The 21,276-nt window shown below is 33.0% G+C and carries 8 protein-coding genes; all 8 read right to left on the bottom strand.

The annotated features are described in order from the left end of the window. Positions 1-60 precede the first annotated feature (60 nt). The 8 genes from APS56_RS13740 to APS56_RS13705 all read right to left on the bottom strand — a co-directional run bounded on the left by APS56_RS13740 (position 61) and on the right by APS56_RS13705 (position 21,177). On the bottom strand, positions 61-1,962 hold the full coding sequence (locus tag APS56_RS13740) for a T9SS type A sorting domain-containing protein (protein WP_054729422.1): 1,902 nt from the start codon (positions 1,960-1,962) through the stop codon (positions 61-63). A gap of 111 nt (positions 1,963-2,073) precedes the next feature. Next, positions 2,074-3,822, bottom strand: a complete 1,749-nt coding sequence (locus tag APS56_RS13735) for a RagB/SusD family nutrient uptake outer membrane protein (RefSeq protein ID WP_054729417.1) — start codon at positions 3,820-3,822, stop codon at positions 2,074-2,076. 18 nt (positions 3,823-3,840) lie between these two features. Continuing rightward, the gene (locus APS56_RS13730; RefSeq protein ID WP_157757676.1) at positions 3,841-6,861 is read right to left on the bottom strand and encodes a SusC/RagA family TonB-linked outer membrane protein; all 3,021 of its coding nucleotides are present in this window, start codon (positions 6,859-6,861) and stop codon (positions 3,841-3,843) included. A gap of 37 nt (positions 6,862-6,898) precedes the next feature. Beyond that, on the bottom strand, positions 6,899-8,620 hold the full coding sequence (locus tag APS56_RS13725) for a RagB/SusD family nutrient uptake outer membrane protein (protein ID WP_054731404.1): 1,722 nt from the start codon (positions 8,618-8,620) through the stop codon (positions 6,899-6,901). Positions 8,621-8,624: 4 nt separating this feature from the next. Next, a complete protein-coding gene (locus APS56_RS13720; RefSeq protein WP_098946182.1) occupies positions 8,625-11,696 on the bottom strand; it encodes a SusC/RagA family TonB-linked outer membrane protein in 3,072 nt (1,023 codons plus the stop codon). 35 nt (positions 11,697-11,731) lie between these two features. After that, positions 11,732-14,137, bottom strand: coding sequence for a polysaccharide lyase family 8 super-sandwich domain-containing protein (locus APS56_RS13715; RefSeq protein WP_054729412.1), 2,406 nt, complete (start codon positions 14,135-14,137; stop codon positions 11,732-11,734). Positions 14,138-14,816: 679 nt separating this feature from the next. After that, positions 14,817-18,815: a two-component regulator propeller domain-containing protein gene (locus APS56_RS13710; RefSeq protein ID WP_054729411.1), complete on the bottom strand. Its 3,999-nt coding sequence runs from the start codon at positions 18,813-18,815 to the stop codon at positions 14,817-14,819. A 211-nt stretch (positions 18,816-19,026) separates the two neighbouring features. Continuing rightward, on the bottom strand, positions 19,027-21,177 hold the full coding sequence (locus APS56_RS13705) for an alginate lyase family protein (RefSeq protein ID WP_082379359.1): 2,151 nt from the start codon (positions 21,175-21,177) through the stop codon (positions 19,027-19,029). Between the last annotated feature and the right edge of the window lie 99 nt (positions 21,178-21,276).

The following is a 21,276-nucleotide window of genomic DNA, read 5'->3' as shown; positions in this document are numbered from 1 at the left end:
TTGCTACTAATTATAAAGCTTATAATAATACTATAAGCTTTATATAATTTTAAATAAAGTTTAATTTTTAATAAAACGCTTTACTGCTGTCATGTTATCATTAAAAGTTGCTCTAAAAAGATACAAGCCACTTGAAAGTGATGATACATTAACTTCTTCTACATTATTTGTTTTTAAAACAGAACTACCGTTAATATTATAGATCTCTATTTCTTTAATCGATTTATTCGTTTTAACAAACAAAGTGCTGTTTGCTACTGTTGGATAAATTTTAAAATCTACATCACTTTTTACAATATCTTCTACATTAAGAACTGGCGGATTAGAAGCATCAAATTGGTAAGCACCAAGGTCTGGATATATAAAAGTTGATGATGATAATGCTCTTGCTTTTCCAGCATAATCGATAAGGATATCAGTACCATCACTATACTTTTCATCTATCCCCCACTCAATACAAACAGAATCATCTGTTATCTGCCATCTGCTTTCATCAACATCTGGAGCAGTATTTCCTGCAGATGCAGTAGGAGCTAAAAATTTAACATCCGTATTATCTGTCCCTAAGTTTACTATGCTAGACATGGTAGCATTAGCCCAATATGACGATCCTGCATCATATTCTTGAATAGCACAATTAGTAATAGTTGGAATCAAGCCGCTACTTAGCTGTGTTCGGGCTGGTGTAGCCCCATTTTGTGTATTACCCCAAAAAATAGAATTTGTAATTCTACTTCCAGTTCCCATAATTTTGTCTCCATTTATGGCAACACCACCACCTCCATAAGTACTTGACGCAGAGTTATTAACAAAAGTAGAGTATATGATTTTCACAGTACCTGGAGTATTCATAAAAAAAGCACCTCCAGTAGTAGCTGAGTTGTTTGCAAAAATTGAATTAATAACACTTATTTCCCAACCACTACTTGTTGCACTACTTGTACAAAAAAGAGCCCCACCAACATTACTTGAAGAGTTATTAATAAAATTGGAATTGGTAATAGTATAAGTTCCACCGTACTCACCACTATATGAAGGATCTATAAGCACAGCTCCACCTCTTGCAGTAGATGAATTACCAGTAATACTACAACCATCAATATCTACTGTTTTATCTTCACTTGAAACTGGCAAAATACAAATACCGCCTCCTGTACGTACAATTCCTGCTTGAGGGCCTGCAACTTGGTTATTACTAATAGTACTATTTCTAATAACACCTTGTACAATAAAAATACCTGCTCCATAAAGTCTGTTATCATTACTCGCTGAAGCAGAATCACAACTAATAATATTTTCAGACACTGTACAATTTTCAATCAATGTTGCATTAGAACTAGAACCTGCATAGATACCAGCACCTCCAGACAATACAGGTGCTACTCCTCCAGCTACAATAGTGTTATTAGTTATCACAGAATTTGTTACACTCACGGGAGCAAGTTCTTCACTTGTTCCAATATAAACACCAGCGCCACCGCCATCAGTAACTTTACAATTTTCAACAATTACATTATTAAGGTTACAGTTACCATTTAAAAAAATACCAGTACCTAAATCTTTCCCATCAAAAGTAAAACCATCCCAAGTTGAAGATGTAATTAATGATTCACTTGTTAATAATCTAAAATCGCCTGCACCACCTGCATCATGGCTTATTACTGTTAAACTTGCATCTTCGCTTCTTTCAGCAAGTGTTGTTTCTGTTCCTGTAAATCCGCCGTAAACATTTACTCCTTCTTTAAAATTAAGTTGTTCTGCTTCTACTGCAATCACATAGGTTCCTTGTTGTACCCAAATTTCGTTTCCGGATGTTGCTGCAAATAAGGCTGCCTGAATACTACTATAAGCTTTTCCCCAAGACGATCCATCAGTATTATCGCCAGTGGACGACACATAAATGGTTTGAGCCTGCATTAAGGCAGTGGTCAATACCATACAAATAAATAATTTTGTTTTCATAATAAATGGTTTTAATTAATAAATAATAAAATAGTTTGATAAAAAATAACAGGTATTTCTGAATTGATTTTTTAGAAATTAATAAGTGTGTAGTATTAATTTTAAATGCTACTACCAATTTGGATTTTGCTCCAAAACATCACTTTTTAGTAATTCTGATTCAGGTATTGGATATAAATACATATTATCTGAATTGAAAACACGATCCTCGATTTTCTTATTAAAATTATATGTTAAGTTATCTTGTGTATCTTTAATTATTTCTACGCCTCTTATGGTTAAAAATGCATCACGTTGGCTAGGGTCATCTAACAATTTCCAACGACGAATATCAAAAAACCTTTGTTCTTCAAAAGCCATTTCAATGCGTCTTTCATTTCTAATAAATTCGCGCATCTCATCTTGACTCATCCCTGTAGGGACATAAGCACGTGAAATACCTGCACGAAAACGTAAAGATCTGAGTGCAAACAACACATCACTATCTGGCCCTACGGCTTCATTTCTAGCTTCTGCAAAATTTAAAAACATTTCTCCCAATCGAGATATAATCCAAGTTCGTGTAACGTTAACCGTACGCCCTTGCCAAACAGCTTGAGGCATTATAAATTTTTGTAAATAATATCCTGTTTGCGATGCATTTGGATATGCTTCTGGTCCGTCAGCCCCCCCAACAAAAGTTTCAATTTCACTAACCCTATCATTTAAGCTCAATTCAGTACCATTAGTCAGTACAGTCATAGCCAATCTTGGATCGCGGTTGGCGTATGGATTTTCCGGATCATACCCAGATGCTGGATCGCTAATAGCAATACCGTTGCTCATAGGAAAAGCATCTACTAAATTCTGCGTAGGATTGGTAAGGCCTTGTGCGCTAAATGAAATAGGACCATTTTGGTTTTCAACTGTAGTATTATCATAATATTTAGTTGAAAAAATTATTTCACTATTATAAAGAGGCAATAGTGTGTTGGTTGAAAACAAAGTAGACATGTTTGTTTCTGTATTAAAACTAGGCAAACTGTAAAGGTTCCCACCAGAACCATCTTCATTAACTGTTAATTTGATAACCATATCCGCTAATTCTGCAGCTTGTTCCCAACGACTAACATCATTAGTAGGATTAAATAAAGGACTTGCCCAAAAAAGAGATGCTTTAGATTTTAAAGCCAAAGCCGCTCCAACGGTAGCTCTTCCTAAATCTTTTGCATCATTAAATCCTACAACAGCTGGAAGCGCTCCATATTTCCGAGGCAACATGGTTGCTGCAGAATCACATTGTTTAAAAATAAACTCGAAACATTCATCAGCTGTTGAACGAGGTAAACTTGCAGCTTCCTCTGGTGTTAATTCCTTATAAGTTAAAGGCACACCTCCGTAACGCTTAACTAATTCAAAATAAAATAAAGCTCTTAAGAAACGTGCTTCACCTTTCATGCGCTCACGTGTATTGTAAATACTTTCACTAGTTCCTAATGCTGTAGGCTCTTTAGGCAATGGTAAATCATCAATTTTTTCTAAGAAATTATTTGCTATACGTATCCCTTCAAAATTTTTAGACCATACGTCCTCTATAATATTAAACGAGCTCCAAGTGCCATCGTTAAAACTATGAATATTACTTAATGGGTCTGCATTTACAGCATCATCTGTTGCTGATGCAAGCATTGCACCTGATATTCGGTTATAACCATTAGGTAAATTATTATATGCTTTGTCTAATACAGCAAAGGCCAGTCTGGTATTATTCCAAACAGCATCTTCACTTAACGTGCCATCCAAATCAGGTTCCAAAATATCATCACAAGCTGTAAATGTTAAAACTGTGGTTGCTAAAAATATATACTTTAAGATTTTCATCGTCTATGTTTTTTATGGTTATAGATTTACAGATAAGCCTAACAAAAAGGTTTTCATTAAAGGGTACTGTGTATATCCGGCACTTGTAGCTTCATAATCACGGTTTTCTCTATCTGTAGTTGTAGAAAAAACATTATCCAAATTAACATAAAGTCGCATGTTGCTTATACTTAAACTATTAGCTACTTGCTTTGGAAAAGTGTATCCCATTTCAACAGTTGCTAAACGGAATAACTTGCCTTCTTCTTGCCAAAATGTTGATGTTTGACTATTATGTTCACTTTCAAGAGACACTCTAGGAAATACAGATTGAGCAGTACCAGTAGTAGTTGTCCATCTATTTTCATAAGCATAACTTGAAAACTCATCAGGTCTAACCATTATATTATATTGTGTTGCTCCTTCTGCAAAGCCATATAAATCAAAGCCATTATATTCAATACCTAAATGCAATCCATAAATAATCTCTGGTAAATAATTACCTATAGCTTTTCTATCAGCTGTATTTATTATACCATCACCATTTAAGTCTTCGTAGCGAATGTCGCCTGGTTTTAATGTGCCATAAGAAGATACCACACCATCAGCATCAATCTCACTTTGGCTATTGTATATACCAGTAGCTACTAATCCAAATTGTGAATCAACAGGATTTCCTTTTAAATATCGATACTGCTCCTCATCTCTATAAGCTGTTTCTTTTAAATCAACTACATTGCTTTTAGCGTAGCTCATATTTGCTCCAACATTAAATTTAAATTCACCAAATGTTTTATTGTAATCCAATTGTGCATCAAAACCGGCATTGGTTATCTCCCCTGCATTATAAACAGGCAAATCTACCCCAATGAGATCTGGAACCACATTAGATTGCGGCACCAAAATATCGGTACGTTTTTCATGAAAATAATTTACAGTTACTGCTAAGGCTTGGTTTAACACATTTAAATCTAAGCCTATATTAGTTTTATACGCCGTTTCCCAAGTAGCATTAGGATTTGCCAAAGTACCTTCAGTAGTTCCGTCAACTGACCCGTTTGGATTACCAAAACCATAACCATTTGCTCGAGTAAAAGCTTGACGATATAGAAAACGAGGCGTACTCCTATCGTTACCCGTAAGACCATAACTTGCTCGAAGTTTTAAATAGTTTACTACCTCACTATTCTTTAAAAAATCTTCTTCAGAAATGATCCAGGAAGCACCTGCTGATGGGAAAAAACCATAACGATTGCCACTTGCAAACCCATTAGAACCTTGATAAGCACCTGATACTTGCGCGTAGTATTTGTTTTTAAACCCATATAGTAAACGGGATGAAGTACCAAACCATCTATAGTCTGGATTATCACCACTTACACGGCTCGTATATTGATGCGTTATAACACTCCCTTTGAGTTCATGGTCGCCAAAGGTGTTGTCATAGTTAAATCCTGCCATAAAAGTGGCATCATTATAAAAATCGGTCATTTGACCACCAAAGCTCGACGCTTTTGTATCTTGCGTACCATACTGGGTGTATGTATCATCTGGATTTAATTCATAAACAGCAAACTGAGTGCTTTCTCCATTATAATAAGAATTATAATTTTCAAAACTATATACGGCATTTAAACTCAATCCTTTTAAGAGGGTCCCCAAATCTTTAGTTATCTCGGCTTTTACTGTAAGCTGTTTGGTCGCTTCATTTCGGAAACCCGATTGTAAAATACCCATGATGTTTTGTTGGTATTCTGCATCTCCACCATAACTACCGTCTGAATTTAAAACAGGATAAGCATTTGCAGGTGTTGACATAATACTTGCAAAAAGTGAATTGTTAGCATTATTAACAGTTCCACCAGCATTAGGTGACCGTTTTTGATCGTTTAATGCCACAATTTTTGTGTTTAACTCAAACCCTTTTCCTAAATCAACATCAATATTTGATCTAAAATTATAACGTTCGTTATAGGTTTGGTTAACCGAACTAAAATCAACAGGCACACTAAATATACCACCTTGTTTCATATAACCAACCAAGAAAAAATATCGAGCTTTACTATTACCTCCACCGGTTGTAAAAGTGTAATTTTGATAAGCAGATTCGGTATCATTTCTCAAAAATAAGTCAGGAAAATCAGAATCTGGATAGCGATAAACATCTGTAGGATTTAAATAATTACCTGTATTGAATACTGATGCTCTACCATCATTTGTACTTGCTTCGTTATATAGCGTTGTATATTGATAAGCGTTTAATTTAGGAGCTATATAACTGGGTGTTTGAAAACCTGATTTAAGCTCCAAGTTCATGTAACTTGAAACTTCACTACCTTGCTTCGTTTTTATAAGAATTACACCATTTGCGCCACGTATGCCATACATGGCTAATTCACTTGCATCTTTGAGAACTGTTATACTCTCAACTTCTTTAGGATCCAAAAGATTAATATTTGCATCAATACCATCAACTAAAATTAAAGGTGTTGCACTTCCATTAGTAGCTAAACCTCTTAAGTAAAAGTTGTAATTTGATACTCCAAATTTTTGACTTCCATTTTTTATAGAGTGCAATCCAGCAACAGTTCCATTTAAAGCTTGTTCAATAGTGTTTACCGCATTTTTTCTAATATCATGCGCTTTAGTACTTGAAAATGCACCTGACAGTTCTCTTTCGTTATAAGTGCCAAAAGCTACATTAGCAAGAGTTTCTCCAATTAATAACTTCTGTAAACTAACATCTAAATTTTCAGTATCAGATTCTACTATTTTTTGCGCTATTTCATACCCTGGTAAACTATAAATTACGACATCATCCTGTAGCACGTTGATTTTAAACAGACCATTACTATTGGTTTTTGTTAACTCAGTTTTTTCTTGTAACGTTACCATAACACCTTCCAAAGGATTCCCTTCTGCGTCAATAACCGTACCCGATAGCTCAAACGTTCTATCTTCTTCCTCCATACTCTGTGCAACTAATTGTGAAGCATAAAAAAGAAACACAAAACATAATATCACTTTTTTGAGTATTGTATGTATTTTAATTTTACTCATTATAATTTGATTTTTCTGCATTAATAAATATTAACAACTACCATTCTGGATTTTGCTCCAACACACTACTTTTAAATATTTCGCTATTAGGTATTGGATAACGGTGCATATGTGATTTGAATGTTCTTGTTTCATAAACAAAAGGTTCATAAGTAAATGTACCGTCTGCATTCTTAGTGCTTTCCATGCCTTTTATTGGATTATCTGCTCCAAAAATTTCCACGCCTCTATTCCAACTAATAACATCGTACCAACGTTGCTCTTCAAAACATAATTCAATAGCGCGCTCATTAATAATACGTTCACGCATGGTATCAGTTGATGACGATATATCTAAAGGAATAGGTACATGATTTACACGCTCACGTACTAAAGTAGTAGCTTCTCTAGCGGTTAAACCTGCCCCTGGATTTGTTCCGTCAGGACCATAGGCTTCATTTACCGCTTCTGCATAATTTAGCAGTATTTCTGCATATCTAAAAAATATATAGTTTAAATACGTGCTTGTTCCTTTGTAGCGCTGATGTGCTTCTGGCCAAAATTTAGCAATGGCATACCCTATTTTATTGTATTCAGTCCCTTGTCTTCCTTGGGAATCACTTTTATATAACTCTATATTCTTATTAAACCAGAATCTATCGTTGTATAATACCGTCATTCTTAAGCGAGGATCTCTATTAACATAAGGGTCTGTAAGAGTGTAATTTGATGCCGCATTTGTAATAGGATACCCGTTAGAATCTTCATACAAATCAACAAAAGAACCAGTTACTCCTGTTACGCCCCATCCGTTGTAATTGCCGCCAGGTAGTGCTATACGCACAAAAAAGGAAGAATTGTTACTTGGTCGTCCTTGCTCAAAAGTAAGCTTGGTTCTTGGGCGGTTCATTATGATTTCGGTTCCTAAATCTGGACGAAAAAACATGTTAACATAATCAGGATCTAAACTATATTGGTTTAAGTTAATAACTTCCCAAGCTGCATCTGCTGCTGCTTTCCATTTATCTATATCATTTTCTGGATTGTTTAATGGACGTGCAGCATATAGTAAAGTCCTAGACTTAAGTGCCAGCGCTGCCCCTTTAGTGGCACGTCCAGTATCACCCTCACTATTAGTTAAATCTAAAAGACCTGCAGCCGTATTACAATCTGCTTCAATAAAAGCTATACATTCTTCATATGTTGCTCTAGGTAAATCCAAATCATCAACACCTAATTCCAACGGCTTATCAAAAAGAGGAACGGCTCCCCAACGTTTTACCAGTTCAAAATACATATATGCTCTTAAAAAATAAGCTTCTCCCAAAGAGCGGTCATAAATATCTTGAGATGGAAAATTTTCCACCATATCTATATGTTCAATAACCATATTAGCTTGGCGTATCCCTGAAAACAAATCATTCCACAAAAATTCTAATTCATTTCTGGCATGATAATCTGTTCCCGACAAACTACTAACATCTGCAGACCAAGCTCCGTTATTAAATACAGGAGAGCAAACATCACCTCCAACACCCTCACACTCATCAGACAATTCGGAAACCAAACTATTCCATAAGCGTGATAAATTATTTGGCATGTAACCATAGCCATAATCTAAATATCTGCGAAATTGTTGATAATCTGAAAACACCGCTTCAAAATCTAAATCCTGAACTGGAGCTTGATCCAATTGTTCTACATCAAAAACTTCGGTGCAGGAAACACTTACTAAAAGCATGATGCAGGACATTATTCTATATATATTTCTTTTTTTCATTGTTTTATAGTTTAATATTAACACCAAAATTATAAATGCTTTGCTGTGGGTAAACCTCGCCTTTACTTCCATCACTAGAAACGGTTTCAGGGTCGAAGTCATCAATTTCAGACCACGTTTTTAGGTTGTTACCACTTATAGAAACATTGATACTATTTATTTTTAATTTATTGCAAAAGCTCTCTGGTATACTATAGCTAAGTCTTACATTTCTCAGACGTAAATAGTTTCCTGATTTTAGATGAAATGAATTCGTGTTTTTATTACTATGTGTTGCATTGGAATGCAAAGAAGGATAACTCGCATTTGGATTATCAACCGTCCAATAGTCTTTATGTGTTTCAGTAACTTGACCACCACCAGCAGAACCACCAAACTCATAACCAGCGTTTGAAACAAACAAAACAGATGAGTTAGCAGCCCCCTGCAGCATAGCACTTAAGGTGAAACCTTTCCATTTCACTTCGGGAGAAATAGAGTAAACAATTTCAGGTATGTTTGAGTAGCCTATTGGAACAATATCGGCACTTGTTATTTGTCCATCTTCATCATAATCCAAATATTTTAAATCCCCTGGAATAATAGGTCCTCCTAAAGACGATTGATCGGGAGAGTTAGCAATATCTTCTTCTGAAGTAAAATACCCCAATACTTGATAACCTCTGTATTGCCCAATACGATACCCAGCTAATTTTTGGTAATCAGGAGTACCTGAAGGATCATCTCTATCAACAACCTCGTTGCGAGCAAAGCTGTACAAACCACGAACTGAATATTCAAAATCTCCAATATTATTTTTATGATTCAGTTCTAATTCAAACCCTGAGTTTTTTGTTTCACCAATGTTATACTGTGGAGAAGGAATACCTGTTGTATTAAGAAGAGATCTTGCAGACATAAGAATGTCCGTTCGGTGTTCATCAAATAAATCGAATGTAATATTCAGTAAGTTATTTTTAAACAATTTGGCATCAATACCAATATTTCTTTTTAATGAGGTTTCCCAAGTTAAATTTCTATTCTCAGAACGCGACTCAACCAAGCCACCGGTGTTAGAAGGATTCGTGGTACCAAATGAATAATTTTGATAACTTCCAATGCTTCCAGGTGCTGTATAGCTGTAAAGCCCTTGCCATAAAAACCTATCACCACCTACTTTATCATTACCTACTAAACCTACTGAACCTCGTATTTTAAGAAAATCTATTACTGGTTTAAGTGACTTCATAAAAGGTTCTTCAGAAATAACATATCCAAAAGATCCCGCTGGAAAAACACCAAACTGATTCCCCGGAGCAAAATTTTCTGATCCATTATATCCTATATTAAACTCTGCTAAATACTTACTGTCATAATTATATTCTACTCTACCTGCATAACCCATAAGAACAAAAGGACTGTTAGCTGAGTAGCGTTCGTTTTGTTGGTTGTAAACTAAAGTAGTATTCAATTCAGATTTCCCTATTGTTTTACCATATTTAAGCTGAAACTGTAATCCAATATTTCTATAAGAACCCGTACTGGTTTCTCCTGAATAAGATAAGGGTGAAAATTCAATTATTTGTTGATATTCCTGAGTTCCTGGATTATAATAATACGAGTCGGCCTGTTCTCTATAGCTTTTTGTTGACCCAACAGAGCTGTTATATGACATATTCATAAGCAACTCCAAACCATCAGTTACAAAACTCAAATCATTTTTTAATGTTCCTACAACATCATAATCGTTAGTACGTGTATTATCATATCCACTATTAGCAATTTTAACAATAGGGTTAGGTTCTTGAATATTTGCTCCGTAGGTACCATCTGGATTAAAAATAGGATACAAATAAGGAGCCTTTGCAATTAATGTTTGAAACACATTACTCTCGTTAGGAAAACCATTCTGTTCACCAGAACGACCACTTACATTTACACTAAGTGTTTGATATTTATTTATAGTGAAATCTAAATTAGAACGAAAATTAAATCGTTTATAATAGGTATCTGGATTATAACGATCGTGCATATCCGTATACTTAAACATACCACTTTGGTTTAAATATCCCATTGAAACGAAATATTTTACTCGCTTAGTTCCTCCCGATACGTTCATATTATATTTTTGTATTAACGCCATAGGTTTAACAACCTCATCATACCATTTAATATTTGGATAGAGATAAGGATCTTGATTTAACCGAAAACCTTCCAATGATTCATCTGAAAGTAATGGCTCAGTACTTGGATCTTTACCATCGTTAATCATGGCCACCTTTAGAAGTTGTAGATGATCATAAGAATTTAAAAAATTTGGAATATTAACAGGTGTCTGTCCACCGAGTTCGGCCGTAAAACTTATGTTCTGAACCCCTTCTTTCCCTCGTTTTGTAGTTATAAGAATGACACCATTAGCTCCTCTTACACCATACACAGCTGTTGAAGAAGCATCTTTTAGTACTGAAATACTTTCTACTTCATTAGGATCAATTTGTGAAAAACTAGCACGTTCTACACCATCAACAATAATTAACGGTGAACTATCCACCCAAGTAGAAAGCCCTCTAATGTATATGTTGGCAGCATCTGCTCCTGGACGACCAGATGTTTGAATGGTTACCACACCAGATAATTTACCTGTTACAGCTGTACTTAAATTTGACGTTGGAACTTCAGTAAGTTCTGCTCCTTTTAAGGTACTAATAGATCCTGTAACAGTTGCTTTCTTTTGCTCACCATAACCAACTATTACTACCTCGTTTAAAGACTGAATATCCTGAACCATAACAACTTCAAAAGAAGAATCTGAAGCCGATTTTTCGGTAGTGATAAAACCAACATACGAAAACACCAGAACAGTATTTTCTGATGGTACCGTTATGGTAAATTGTCCATCAAAATCAGTAGTTGCTCCAAAATTTAAACCTTTAGCAAGAATAGTAACTCCTGGTAACGGAATACCTGATTCATCAACTACAGTTCCATTTATCTCCTTGCTGTTTTGCCCATAGAGAACTATTTGGCAAAATCCAAACAATAGTATGAAAGCAAATCGCTTTACATGTCCAAATGACATTTTATTTCTATTCATCATTAATACTTCGTTTAATTTTATTCATTTTGCGTTAGTTAATACTTAATAATTTTTCTGGTTACCGTTGTTTCTAAACTACGTAAGCTTAAAAAGTACATCCCACTTTTATAACCCGAAAGATTTATAATCGTCGAGCCATTATAGTGTCCTTGTTCTATCTTTTTTCCATCAACTGACAAAACACTATAGAACACTTGTTGATTATTGTTACCCTTTATTTCAAAAATTCCTTGCGTAGGATTTGGGTAAATTTTAAAATCCATTAAATCTTTTTCTAAGTCATTTACCCCTAATGTTTGAGGAAAATTTTCTGTTACAGACATTCCTTTAAAATTGCTGCTGGTAGGCAAATTGACTACTAAGGTTTCTTCACTTCCGTTGGCATTAAGTTTTACTGAAACCGTACTCTGGTCCTGTGATGGACTAGAAACTGTAAGCTCTATATTATTAGTAAGCATTATTGCACAAGGTTTATCAACAGTTATTGTTTTTCCATTAAAATCAACCGATCCTGCCTCATAAAAAATAGCTTCAAAAATATTTAAAGTGTTATGATATACAGCCTGAATTTCTCCTGAGTTTTCAATTATCTCAACAGCATCCATGTTATAGCTTTGAGCTTTAGACTTACTATCTATACCAGGTACAACTATGTAGCTATAATTGGCATTACTAGGAGCTGAACCATGGTCTACCCATAGCGAAAGCACATAACCAGATTGTGTTGCGGTAGAACCAGAAGCACTATTTATTGACGCCCATGTTCCAGATTGTGACGTCATCGTGTATTTTATATTACCTTGATTTGGAAAAAAATAGCCTATTTTACCATTTCTTAAATAATTTAAATTGGTATTAACATATGTAGATCCACTAAGCGATTGTGTAACTTCATTAGTACTGCCTAACTCATTAATATATGAAGCAACACTTAAATTTGATTGATTAATTGTTGTACGAACATTCGTTGAACCCGCATAACTAATATTACTACCTAAACATACCATTTCATCTTCAAAAAAGAACCAAGCTTTTTTAGCTTTCACACCTTCCTCATTCATATCTAATGTTGAAGCTCCATATTCACCATTAGACACCCCGCCTACAAATGATGTAACTCCATAGTTTGTCCCCCAAGTTGACCTTATTGGAAATGATGTAAAGTGTGGATAAGTAGTACCCGGTATCATTGCCCAATCCCAATAAGGCATTATATCTCTATACTCGTCACCGTCCACTAATATATTGGTAGCTCCATATGAAAAATAATTAGCCTTCAAGTTTTCACCGTTTCCTGTTTCAGCTTCAACAGTACGATTAGAAGTATTTCTAACTGTAAATAAGTATCCACTTCGCGCATGTTGAGTGTAATCAGAAACCCAATAATGTTTATTAAACTCCCGTACATTATAATCCGCAGATTCCCCTCCTTTAAGTCTTCCCAACGCATCGTTATAAATAGATGCATTATCTGGATCTATAAATTGAGCAAGCTTTTCCAAATAATTCATACTGGCACCAATTCCACTAGACCTGCTTACACTTCGTCCTCCTACACCAAAATCCCATGTACTACCTCTTGTTGAAGAAATTTGAGTTTCACGTATAAAACGTAGTACTTTATTGAAATTCCCACTATTAACGTCAAATGCCGCAGGAGAGTCTGCCATGTAAGATGCTAACCTTACCAAACCATCACAAAAAACCCAACCATAACTTGAAATCATTATTTGTGGACCATGATCATGATATACCATATCTTCTTGAATATTATCACTTAAAATGGTTTCCAACTTATCTCTTGAAGCTTCTAAAAGTGTTGCGTTTTCAGTAAGCAATCCCCTATAAACATAATGCAAACCTATATCAATAGCATTAGCACCTGTTCCATGAGATGTAATATCATTTACTGCTGAAGGTTCAAACAACGAAAGAATTTCAGGTTCATCAATACCTGCGCTTGATGTTTTTGGTATAAAATCATCAAATTCACGCATGAAAATTAAAATTTCACCCAAGTATTGAGGAAAATAAATTTTATTATACCACCAGTTACTATCTACTGTATTAGCAGTATACCAATACTCTAAGCCTTTTTTAACTGCATCTTTATAATTTGTATTATTATAATTAGCATCATTTATATTGCTACAAGCTGCCGCAATATTCCATAAACGGTATAGATGATTATCTGAAGTAGAAAAGTTTGTATTTGCTCCATACTGCAAACTAGACCAACTTCCGTTAGCAGCTTGAGAAGATATCCATGTATCTATAGTAGCAGCACCTACTACACCAACTCTCTGATCATCAACAACACGTTCTCTTAAAACATTAAAATCATAAACTTGTGCATGCATTTCAATTCTTGCTACAACAAGAGTCAAACAAATAGCTGCTATAATTTTAAAGTTTGATAAATCTATTTTTAATTTTCTCATATTTAAGTCTAATAACTTAGAGGTTTTAGTTTAGGTTAATATTTACTGTCTTAATTTTATACCACTTATAATAAGTAAATAAAAAACAGAATTGACATTATAAATAGGAGCCCGGTAATTGTTAATTTTAGAATAACATAATTGCTATTCTTTTTTCTGTTATTCATTTTGGTAATTCTAGTTTCATACATCTATGGCTACAAGTAACAATTTAGATTCATAAACAAACTCAACAATTGTTCATAAAAAGTACACATATGTTTTATTAAGTAGACATATGTTTATACATGTGCACATATGTTTAACACGTAGGAAATATCACTTAAAAAACTTAAATTACAATTGAAATAAACTGCACAAAATACACGTGATTTTAATGAAAATTTAACCTAATTAACAAGTGTTTTTTGTATTAAAATATTATATCAGACTTACCCCAACAAGCATAAATTAGCTAAACCGCTTGTATTGTCAGCAAGTTATAAACTCTTAAAGAATAGAAGAAATGTTGACAAAAATCCAATTAAAAATCGACTATTGACCCTACAACCATGTCACATAACAATTCTGTGATATTAAATTTAGATTTAGTTATTAGTGAATTGTATAAATACACAACAACTATTATTTATACTTAGAAAAGTTTGATGATTTAAATTATAAGAATGAGCGCTTTAAACTATTCATTTCGGTAATCAGTTGGAAGTTTCCCAAACACCTTTTTAAAGCATTTTGAAAAGTATTGAGGTGAAGCAAAACCCGTATTGTATGAAATCTCAGAGATAGATTGATTTGTTTGTTTCAGGTATACCGCAGCTGCTTTTAAACGTATGGAACGAATAAACTCGGTAGTAGACTTATCTGTTAATGCTTTAAGTTTAATATGAAGACTACTACGGCTCATTCCTATTTCTTTTATAAAATCTTCAACGCTAAACTCGCTTTCTGACAAATGACTTTCTATAATTTGAACGGCTTTGTTCAAAAACCTATCATCAGCCGAAGAACTAGAAAGCTCTTGTGGTAATATATTTAACTCATTGCTAAAACGCTCTCGAAGTTTTTTACGAGATTCCAATAAGTTAACTATTTGTAATTCTAAGAGCTCCATACTAAATGGTTTTTCAATATAAACATCAGCTCCTGTTTTTAAACCCTCTTTCTTATTTTCAAATGAGGTTTTAGCAGTTAGTAAAATAACAGGTGTATGACTAATTCTTATATCGCTTTTTAAATCACGACACATTTCGATACCGTTTTTAATAGGCATCATAACATCACTTATTATCAAATCAGGTGCTATTCGAAGACATTCCTTTAAACCAGCGTCTCCATCTTTAGCTTGAAAAATACTATAATTGTTTTGTAAATTCTCTTTTAAATAATTTAGGATTTCTTCATTATCTTCTACCAATAAAATTTTAACAGCATGTTTTACTGCTTTATGTGCATCATTGACGGTTTTTCCTATTTTATTTTTGATAGTTTCTAACTTAAATTCGCCCATTTCATACGTATGGTTATTAGACATATCAATTAAATCTGATGCTTCAAAATGGGTATTACCTAAAAGGAATCGAATTGTAAAACAACTGCCAACACCTAACTTACTGTCAAGTCCAATAGTCCCTTTATGCAACTCAACCAGTTTTTTAGTAAGAGACAAACCTATACCTGTTCCATTTTGACCTTGTTCAATTTGATAAAATTCCTCAAAAACCTTATTTACATTTTCTTCTGAAATCCCCTTACCATCATCTTTTACAGTTATCTCAACATACTGAACTCCATATTTTGAAGTATACAGCCCTATATATAAACCTACCTGCCCATTATTTGGTGTGAATTTAAAAGCATTAAACAAAAGATTGTGTAATATTATATCGTATTTTTCTAAATCAAAATAAACTGGTATCTCATCACTTTCAGCGGTTACTGTATAATCTATATTACAATCTTCAGCCTTTTCTACAAAACAATCAGATATTAATTTAGTAACATCCACAATATTGTATTTAGCAACTTTTAAGGTCATCATTCCTTTCTCAACTTTTCTAAAATCCATAAGTTGATTTATAAGCCTCAACAACCTTTTAGCATTGGCATTAATTAGATTTAAATGCTTTTGCAAATTAGCATCATTAGTATAGGTGTTTAACAATTTATCCAAAGGGTCAATAATAAGAGTTAGAGGTGTTCTAAACTCATGAGAAATATTTGTAAAAAACTGAAGTTTTGCTTGATATATGTGTGTGTGTTTTTCTTTTTCAAGTTGTTCAAATCTTAAGTTATTTTTCAAGTTAAAATATACAGTCATAAAATAATAGAATGTAAGCAATAACAATAAAATAATGATAAAATACACAAAATACGCTAAAGGTGTTTTCCACCAAGGAGGCAAAACTTTTAAATTAATTGAGGCTCCTTCTTCATTCCAATACCCATCTGAATTTGAAGCTTTCACTTTAAAAACATAATTACCGGCTGGTAAATTAGTATAAGTTGCTTCTTGCTTATTGTCTATATAATTCCAATCTTTATCAAACCCCTCTAAAATATAAGCATACTCATTTTTTTCTGGTGAAGAATAATTCAAAGCTACAAACCCAAATGTTAAAACAGACTGCTCATGATTAAGTTTTAAGTCCTTCGTTTGTGATATATGCCTCTTTAGTGGCGAATCTTCAGAACCAATATCAACCGCTTTATTAAAAAGCTTAAAACTGGTAATTTTGACCTTTGGTGGGTTTGGGTTGTCTATAATTTCATCTGGGTTGAATATATTGAACCCATTTCTTCCACCAAACATGAGTTCACCTTCTTTTGTTTTTAATGATGCGTAGCGTTCAAATTCGTTTCCTTGCAAACCATCATTAAAATCATAATTTCTAAATTTTTGTGTTTTGGTATCAAACTTTGATAAACCATTTGTAGTACTAGCCCAAATGTTGTTATTATTATCTATTAATAAACCCAAAACTTGGTTATTTACCAATCCATCTTTAACCGTGTAGGTTACGTAATCAGTTGTATTAGCTTGTTTGCAAATTAAACCACTTTTTGTACCAATCCATAAATCACCATTAACGTCTTTTTTAAGTGAAATAATCTCACTACTACCTACATCATACTTAGTTAATTCTTTTGTTGTTGTGTTGAACAAAAATAAGCCAGATTCATAAGTCCCTAACCATATATGATCCTCATCTTCATCTGTAATACATTTTACCCTTACAACCCCCTTAACGATTTCAATTGTTTTTTTTTGAGGAAGAAACTTACAGAACTGACTACCATAATCCATCCATATATTACCTTTCATATCCTTATGGATGACGTAAACCATATTATATACAGGAGTATCCTTATTGAATACATTGTGTACAAAATCACCCGTTTCAATATTCAGAATATCTAAGCCGCCCTTTAGTGTACCTATCATTAAATGCTTAGGATCTAATTCTTCAATACTAAAAACATAGTCATCACCTAAACTAGAGGGATTTTCATCGTTAGGCTTATAATGGGTAAAAGTACCTTCAGAACGATTGAATTTACTTAAACCACCACCTTCCTTAGTACCAATCCAAATAGAACCATTAGAATCTTGAAACATGGCCCTAATGTTATTATTAAAAAGACCGTCTTCTCTAAAATTAATTTGATAATGTTCGAATTTTTTTCGGTGCCTATCTAAAAAATCTACACCACTATTATAAGTTCCAATCCATATATTATTCTGACTATCTTTTATTAAAGCAGTAAGAGCTTTACCACTTAAACTATTTACATTAAAAATATCAGGCTGATAAAAAAAAGTTTTATTGTTTTTTTTATCGAATTGGACTAAGCCTCCCTCAATATTAGCTATAAAAAAAACATCTTCTTTGTCTTCAACAATATCAATGACCCTATTGTTTATTAAATAGCCATTTTCTTGTGTATAAAACACTGGTTTGCTTTTTAAATCTGCATTTTTAACAAAACAAATGCCTTTAGAGTAAGTGCATATCCAAAGATTAGATTTACTATCTAAAAAGAGTTTACTAACATTTCCTAAATTGTACTCCCTGTACAGAAGAATATACTTACCAGATTTCAAATCAAATTGCCAAATACCATTCTTAGTGCCTAACAACACGTAACCTGAATCAATTTGGAGAATAGAGGTTATTTTTCTTCCTACACCATTCTCATCTTTTGGCAGTGGATATTTTGTGAAATTAGTTAGAGTACTGTTGAAAATAAAAAAAGAATCTCCGCCAACAAAAAGCTGTTTGTTAACACCAAATTCCATGGAGTAAATATGCTCATCATCAAATGTTTGATTTAAACTATTCTTTATATTTAAATGTACAAACTGCTGAGTATTTTTATCAAATAATTCTAAACCATTGACAGTACCAACTAGTAGATTTTTATCTTGGGGACTTAACGCCATACTGGTTGTTAACTCCTTGAACACTTTTACTGACCGACCATCATACTGATTAAGCCCATCACCTGTACCAAACCAAATAAAACCATTCCCATCTTCTATAATGTTGTTTATTCTATTTGAAGATAGGCCATCTGCATTGGTTAAGTGTTTAAATGGTAATGCATCTTTTTGAGCTGCTATTTTTAATGAATTAAAAAAAATTAAAATAATAATTATATGACAAATAGGTGCTTTCAATAAGATATTCTAATTAAAGTACAGTTTTCTTTTAGCTTTTTCTACAGAACAAAAAACTAATGTACAAAAAACAAAATGCTAATTAAACTTTCTGTTTATTACTTTTAGGAAGTAATTAATTTTATTAGTCAGAAAATTTTTCAATCAGAACTTATTGTTAGATTTTACGTATTTTAAATATAAGAATTTTAAATCAATCTAATAAAATTGATTACCCTTTAATAATTTTAATTTTATTTTTTCCATTTCTATTTTCAATAAGCACCACTTCGCCTGCAACTATTAGATTATTGACCACTATAAAAGGTGCTCCAATAAATTGTGGGTTATTAACAACCAAAATGGTGTATATCACATCATCAACATAAATATTTAGAGCCTCAACGTCTGTATCAGAAAGCAGTTTATTATTTCTATTGTAAACAGGTGTTTTTTCATATTTCAAATCAGTTTTGTCTGGAAAATACATTAATGTAATAAACGAAGAAAAGCCTTCGACTTCTTTAAAAATTTCAGCTCTTTTATTTTCTTTTTTTAAATTATACTCTGGAGACCACCAAGAATTTGTTAAAGTTATTTCTGCTTTATTTACGGGTTGAATTCTTAAGTTATCGACTTTATAAGATGTTGTAATTCCTTTATTTTCAATTTTTAAACTATCATTAGGGAAATTAAAATATTGCGAATATCTATGTTTTTTATTAGCTAAAAAGCTATCAAACATTAACCAAATATTTGGTTTAATGTACAACAAACGTCGTTTCATAGAAACAGGGTCTTCTAACCTTTTATATGCAGTATTCTCGGCTTCTGCATAATCTAATCCATTATCAATTTTTGTGTAAACACCCTGTGAACGTGCATCAAAACTATTTGACCAAGAATCTTGATAAACACTATTGGTAAGATCATCAACCCCTAAGGTATTATGACTTTTATTATTTTTAAAAAATTCGCGCCATTCATTATCAATATAGGTATACCTACCACCGTCAACTAAATAGTCTTTTCCATTTGCATAAAGTGTTATATGCAACAAATTATCATGGCCATGTCCACCGCCTATTTTTTTTAAATGAATGCTAGAGTAAACAGCATTTTCTGCCCACGAATCTCTCATATAAAAATCGCCTGAAACATGTTGATATATAGACAAAAAATCAGGTAATTGGGAATCCATATGCTCATAAGCTTCAGCTTGCTCTTTTCCCATTAAAATAAGCAATTCATAATCCAAGGTATTATAAGCTCTAGATTTTAAAACAGGGCTATCAAATAGCATGGCAGCTAAAGTAAGCATGCCTCTGAGGTCATTATCATCACTATCTCCTAAAAGCGGTTCATTATAATTGGGTTTTTGCCATTGAATATTAGCTAAAGCCATCTGTTTTGTTTTTTCTACCAAAGATTCTGGAAGATCAATATGATTTCGTTGCGCCAACAAATTAACATTCATAAAGCAATGAAGCACCTCATTGTGATACAAAGGTGATTGTTCCCATTGTGTTCCATCTTCTAAAATTTGGATATTAATACAGGTGTTTAGATTCTGTATTGCATTAACAGCCCACTGATCTGCTTCTTTAAATTCAGTTAAAAATTGAGACACATTCAACAGTCCTTGAAACTCTATAACACCCCAATTACTTGTTTTTGAAAAGTTACTAAACGCTTCATTTATATAAATTGCGTGTTGATAAAGTGCATTTAAAAATTTAGTCAAAAATTGAGGAGTTATATGTTTTGAATTTTTAACATATTCAAAAGCTTTTATCCAGTTTTCACAACGGATACCTGCCTCAATACGCCTCCATGAGTATTTTTTTAAATTATCATCGAATGGGTTATTATCAATCCAATGATTTACTTGATTTACAAAACCTTTAGCATATTTCTCGTTACCAGTAAACATATAGGCTTGTCCTATATCGATCCAATACTTATGCCTATTCAGCATAAAACACCACTCAATATCTCCATTAGGAATGGCAGTCCAGTCAATTTCACCTTTAAATTGATACGGAATATTTGTCTTTTCCATATCCCATTCATCTCGAAATATGAAATATTTTTTTAATACCTCATCAGCTGTTTTTATACTCCTTTGAACATCTTCTGGGAATTTACTTTTTATATCTAATACATCATCATCTTTTAAAATCCTTAAATATAAATTCTCCTTAGCTCTATATAAATTAAGTAATGCCCTAAGTGCTTTTTCATTATCTCCAATGTTATAAAAATATTTAACCGATTTTAATTCTGGAGCGTTGAAATTGAGTTTTTTTAACACATCATTATTTTGAGCTATAACTGGCGCACAAAACATTAGAAATAAAGATATTAGTGTAAATTGTTTCATTTAATAAGATGACGTTTTTAACCTATGGGTTGATTATTATTTTAGAACTTAGCTTACAAAAGAACAAAAGACTTACTGGATCAAATACTAAACAAAAGA

The organism is Pseudalgibacter alginicilyticus, assembly GCF_001310225.1.
Taxonomy (GTDB): Bacteria; Bacteroidota; Bacteroidia; order Flavobacteriales; family Flavobacteriaceae; genus Pseudalgibacter; species Pseudalgibacter alginicilyticus.
This window is presented reverse-complemented; position numbering and strand designations above follow the sequence as displayed.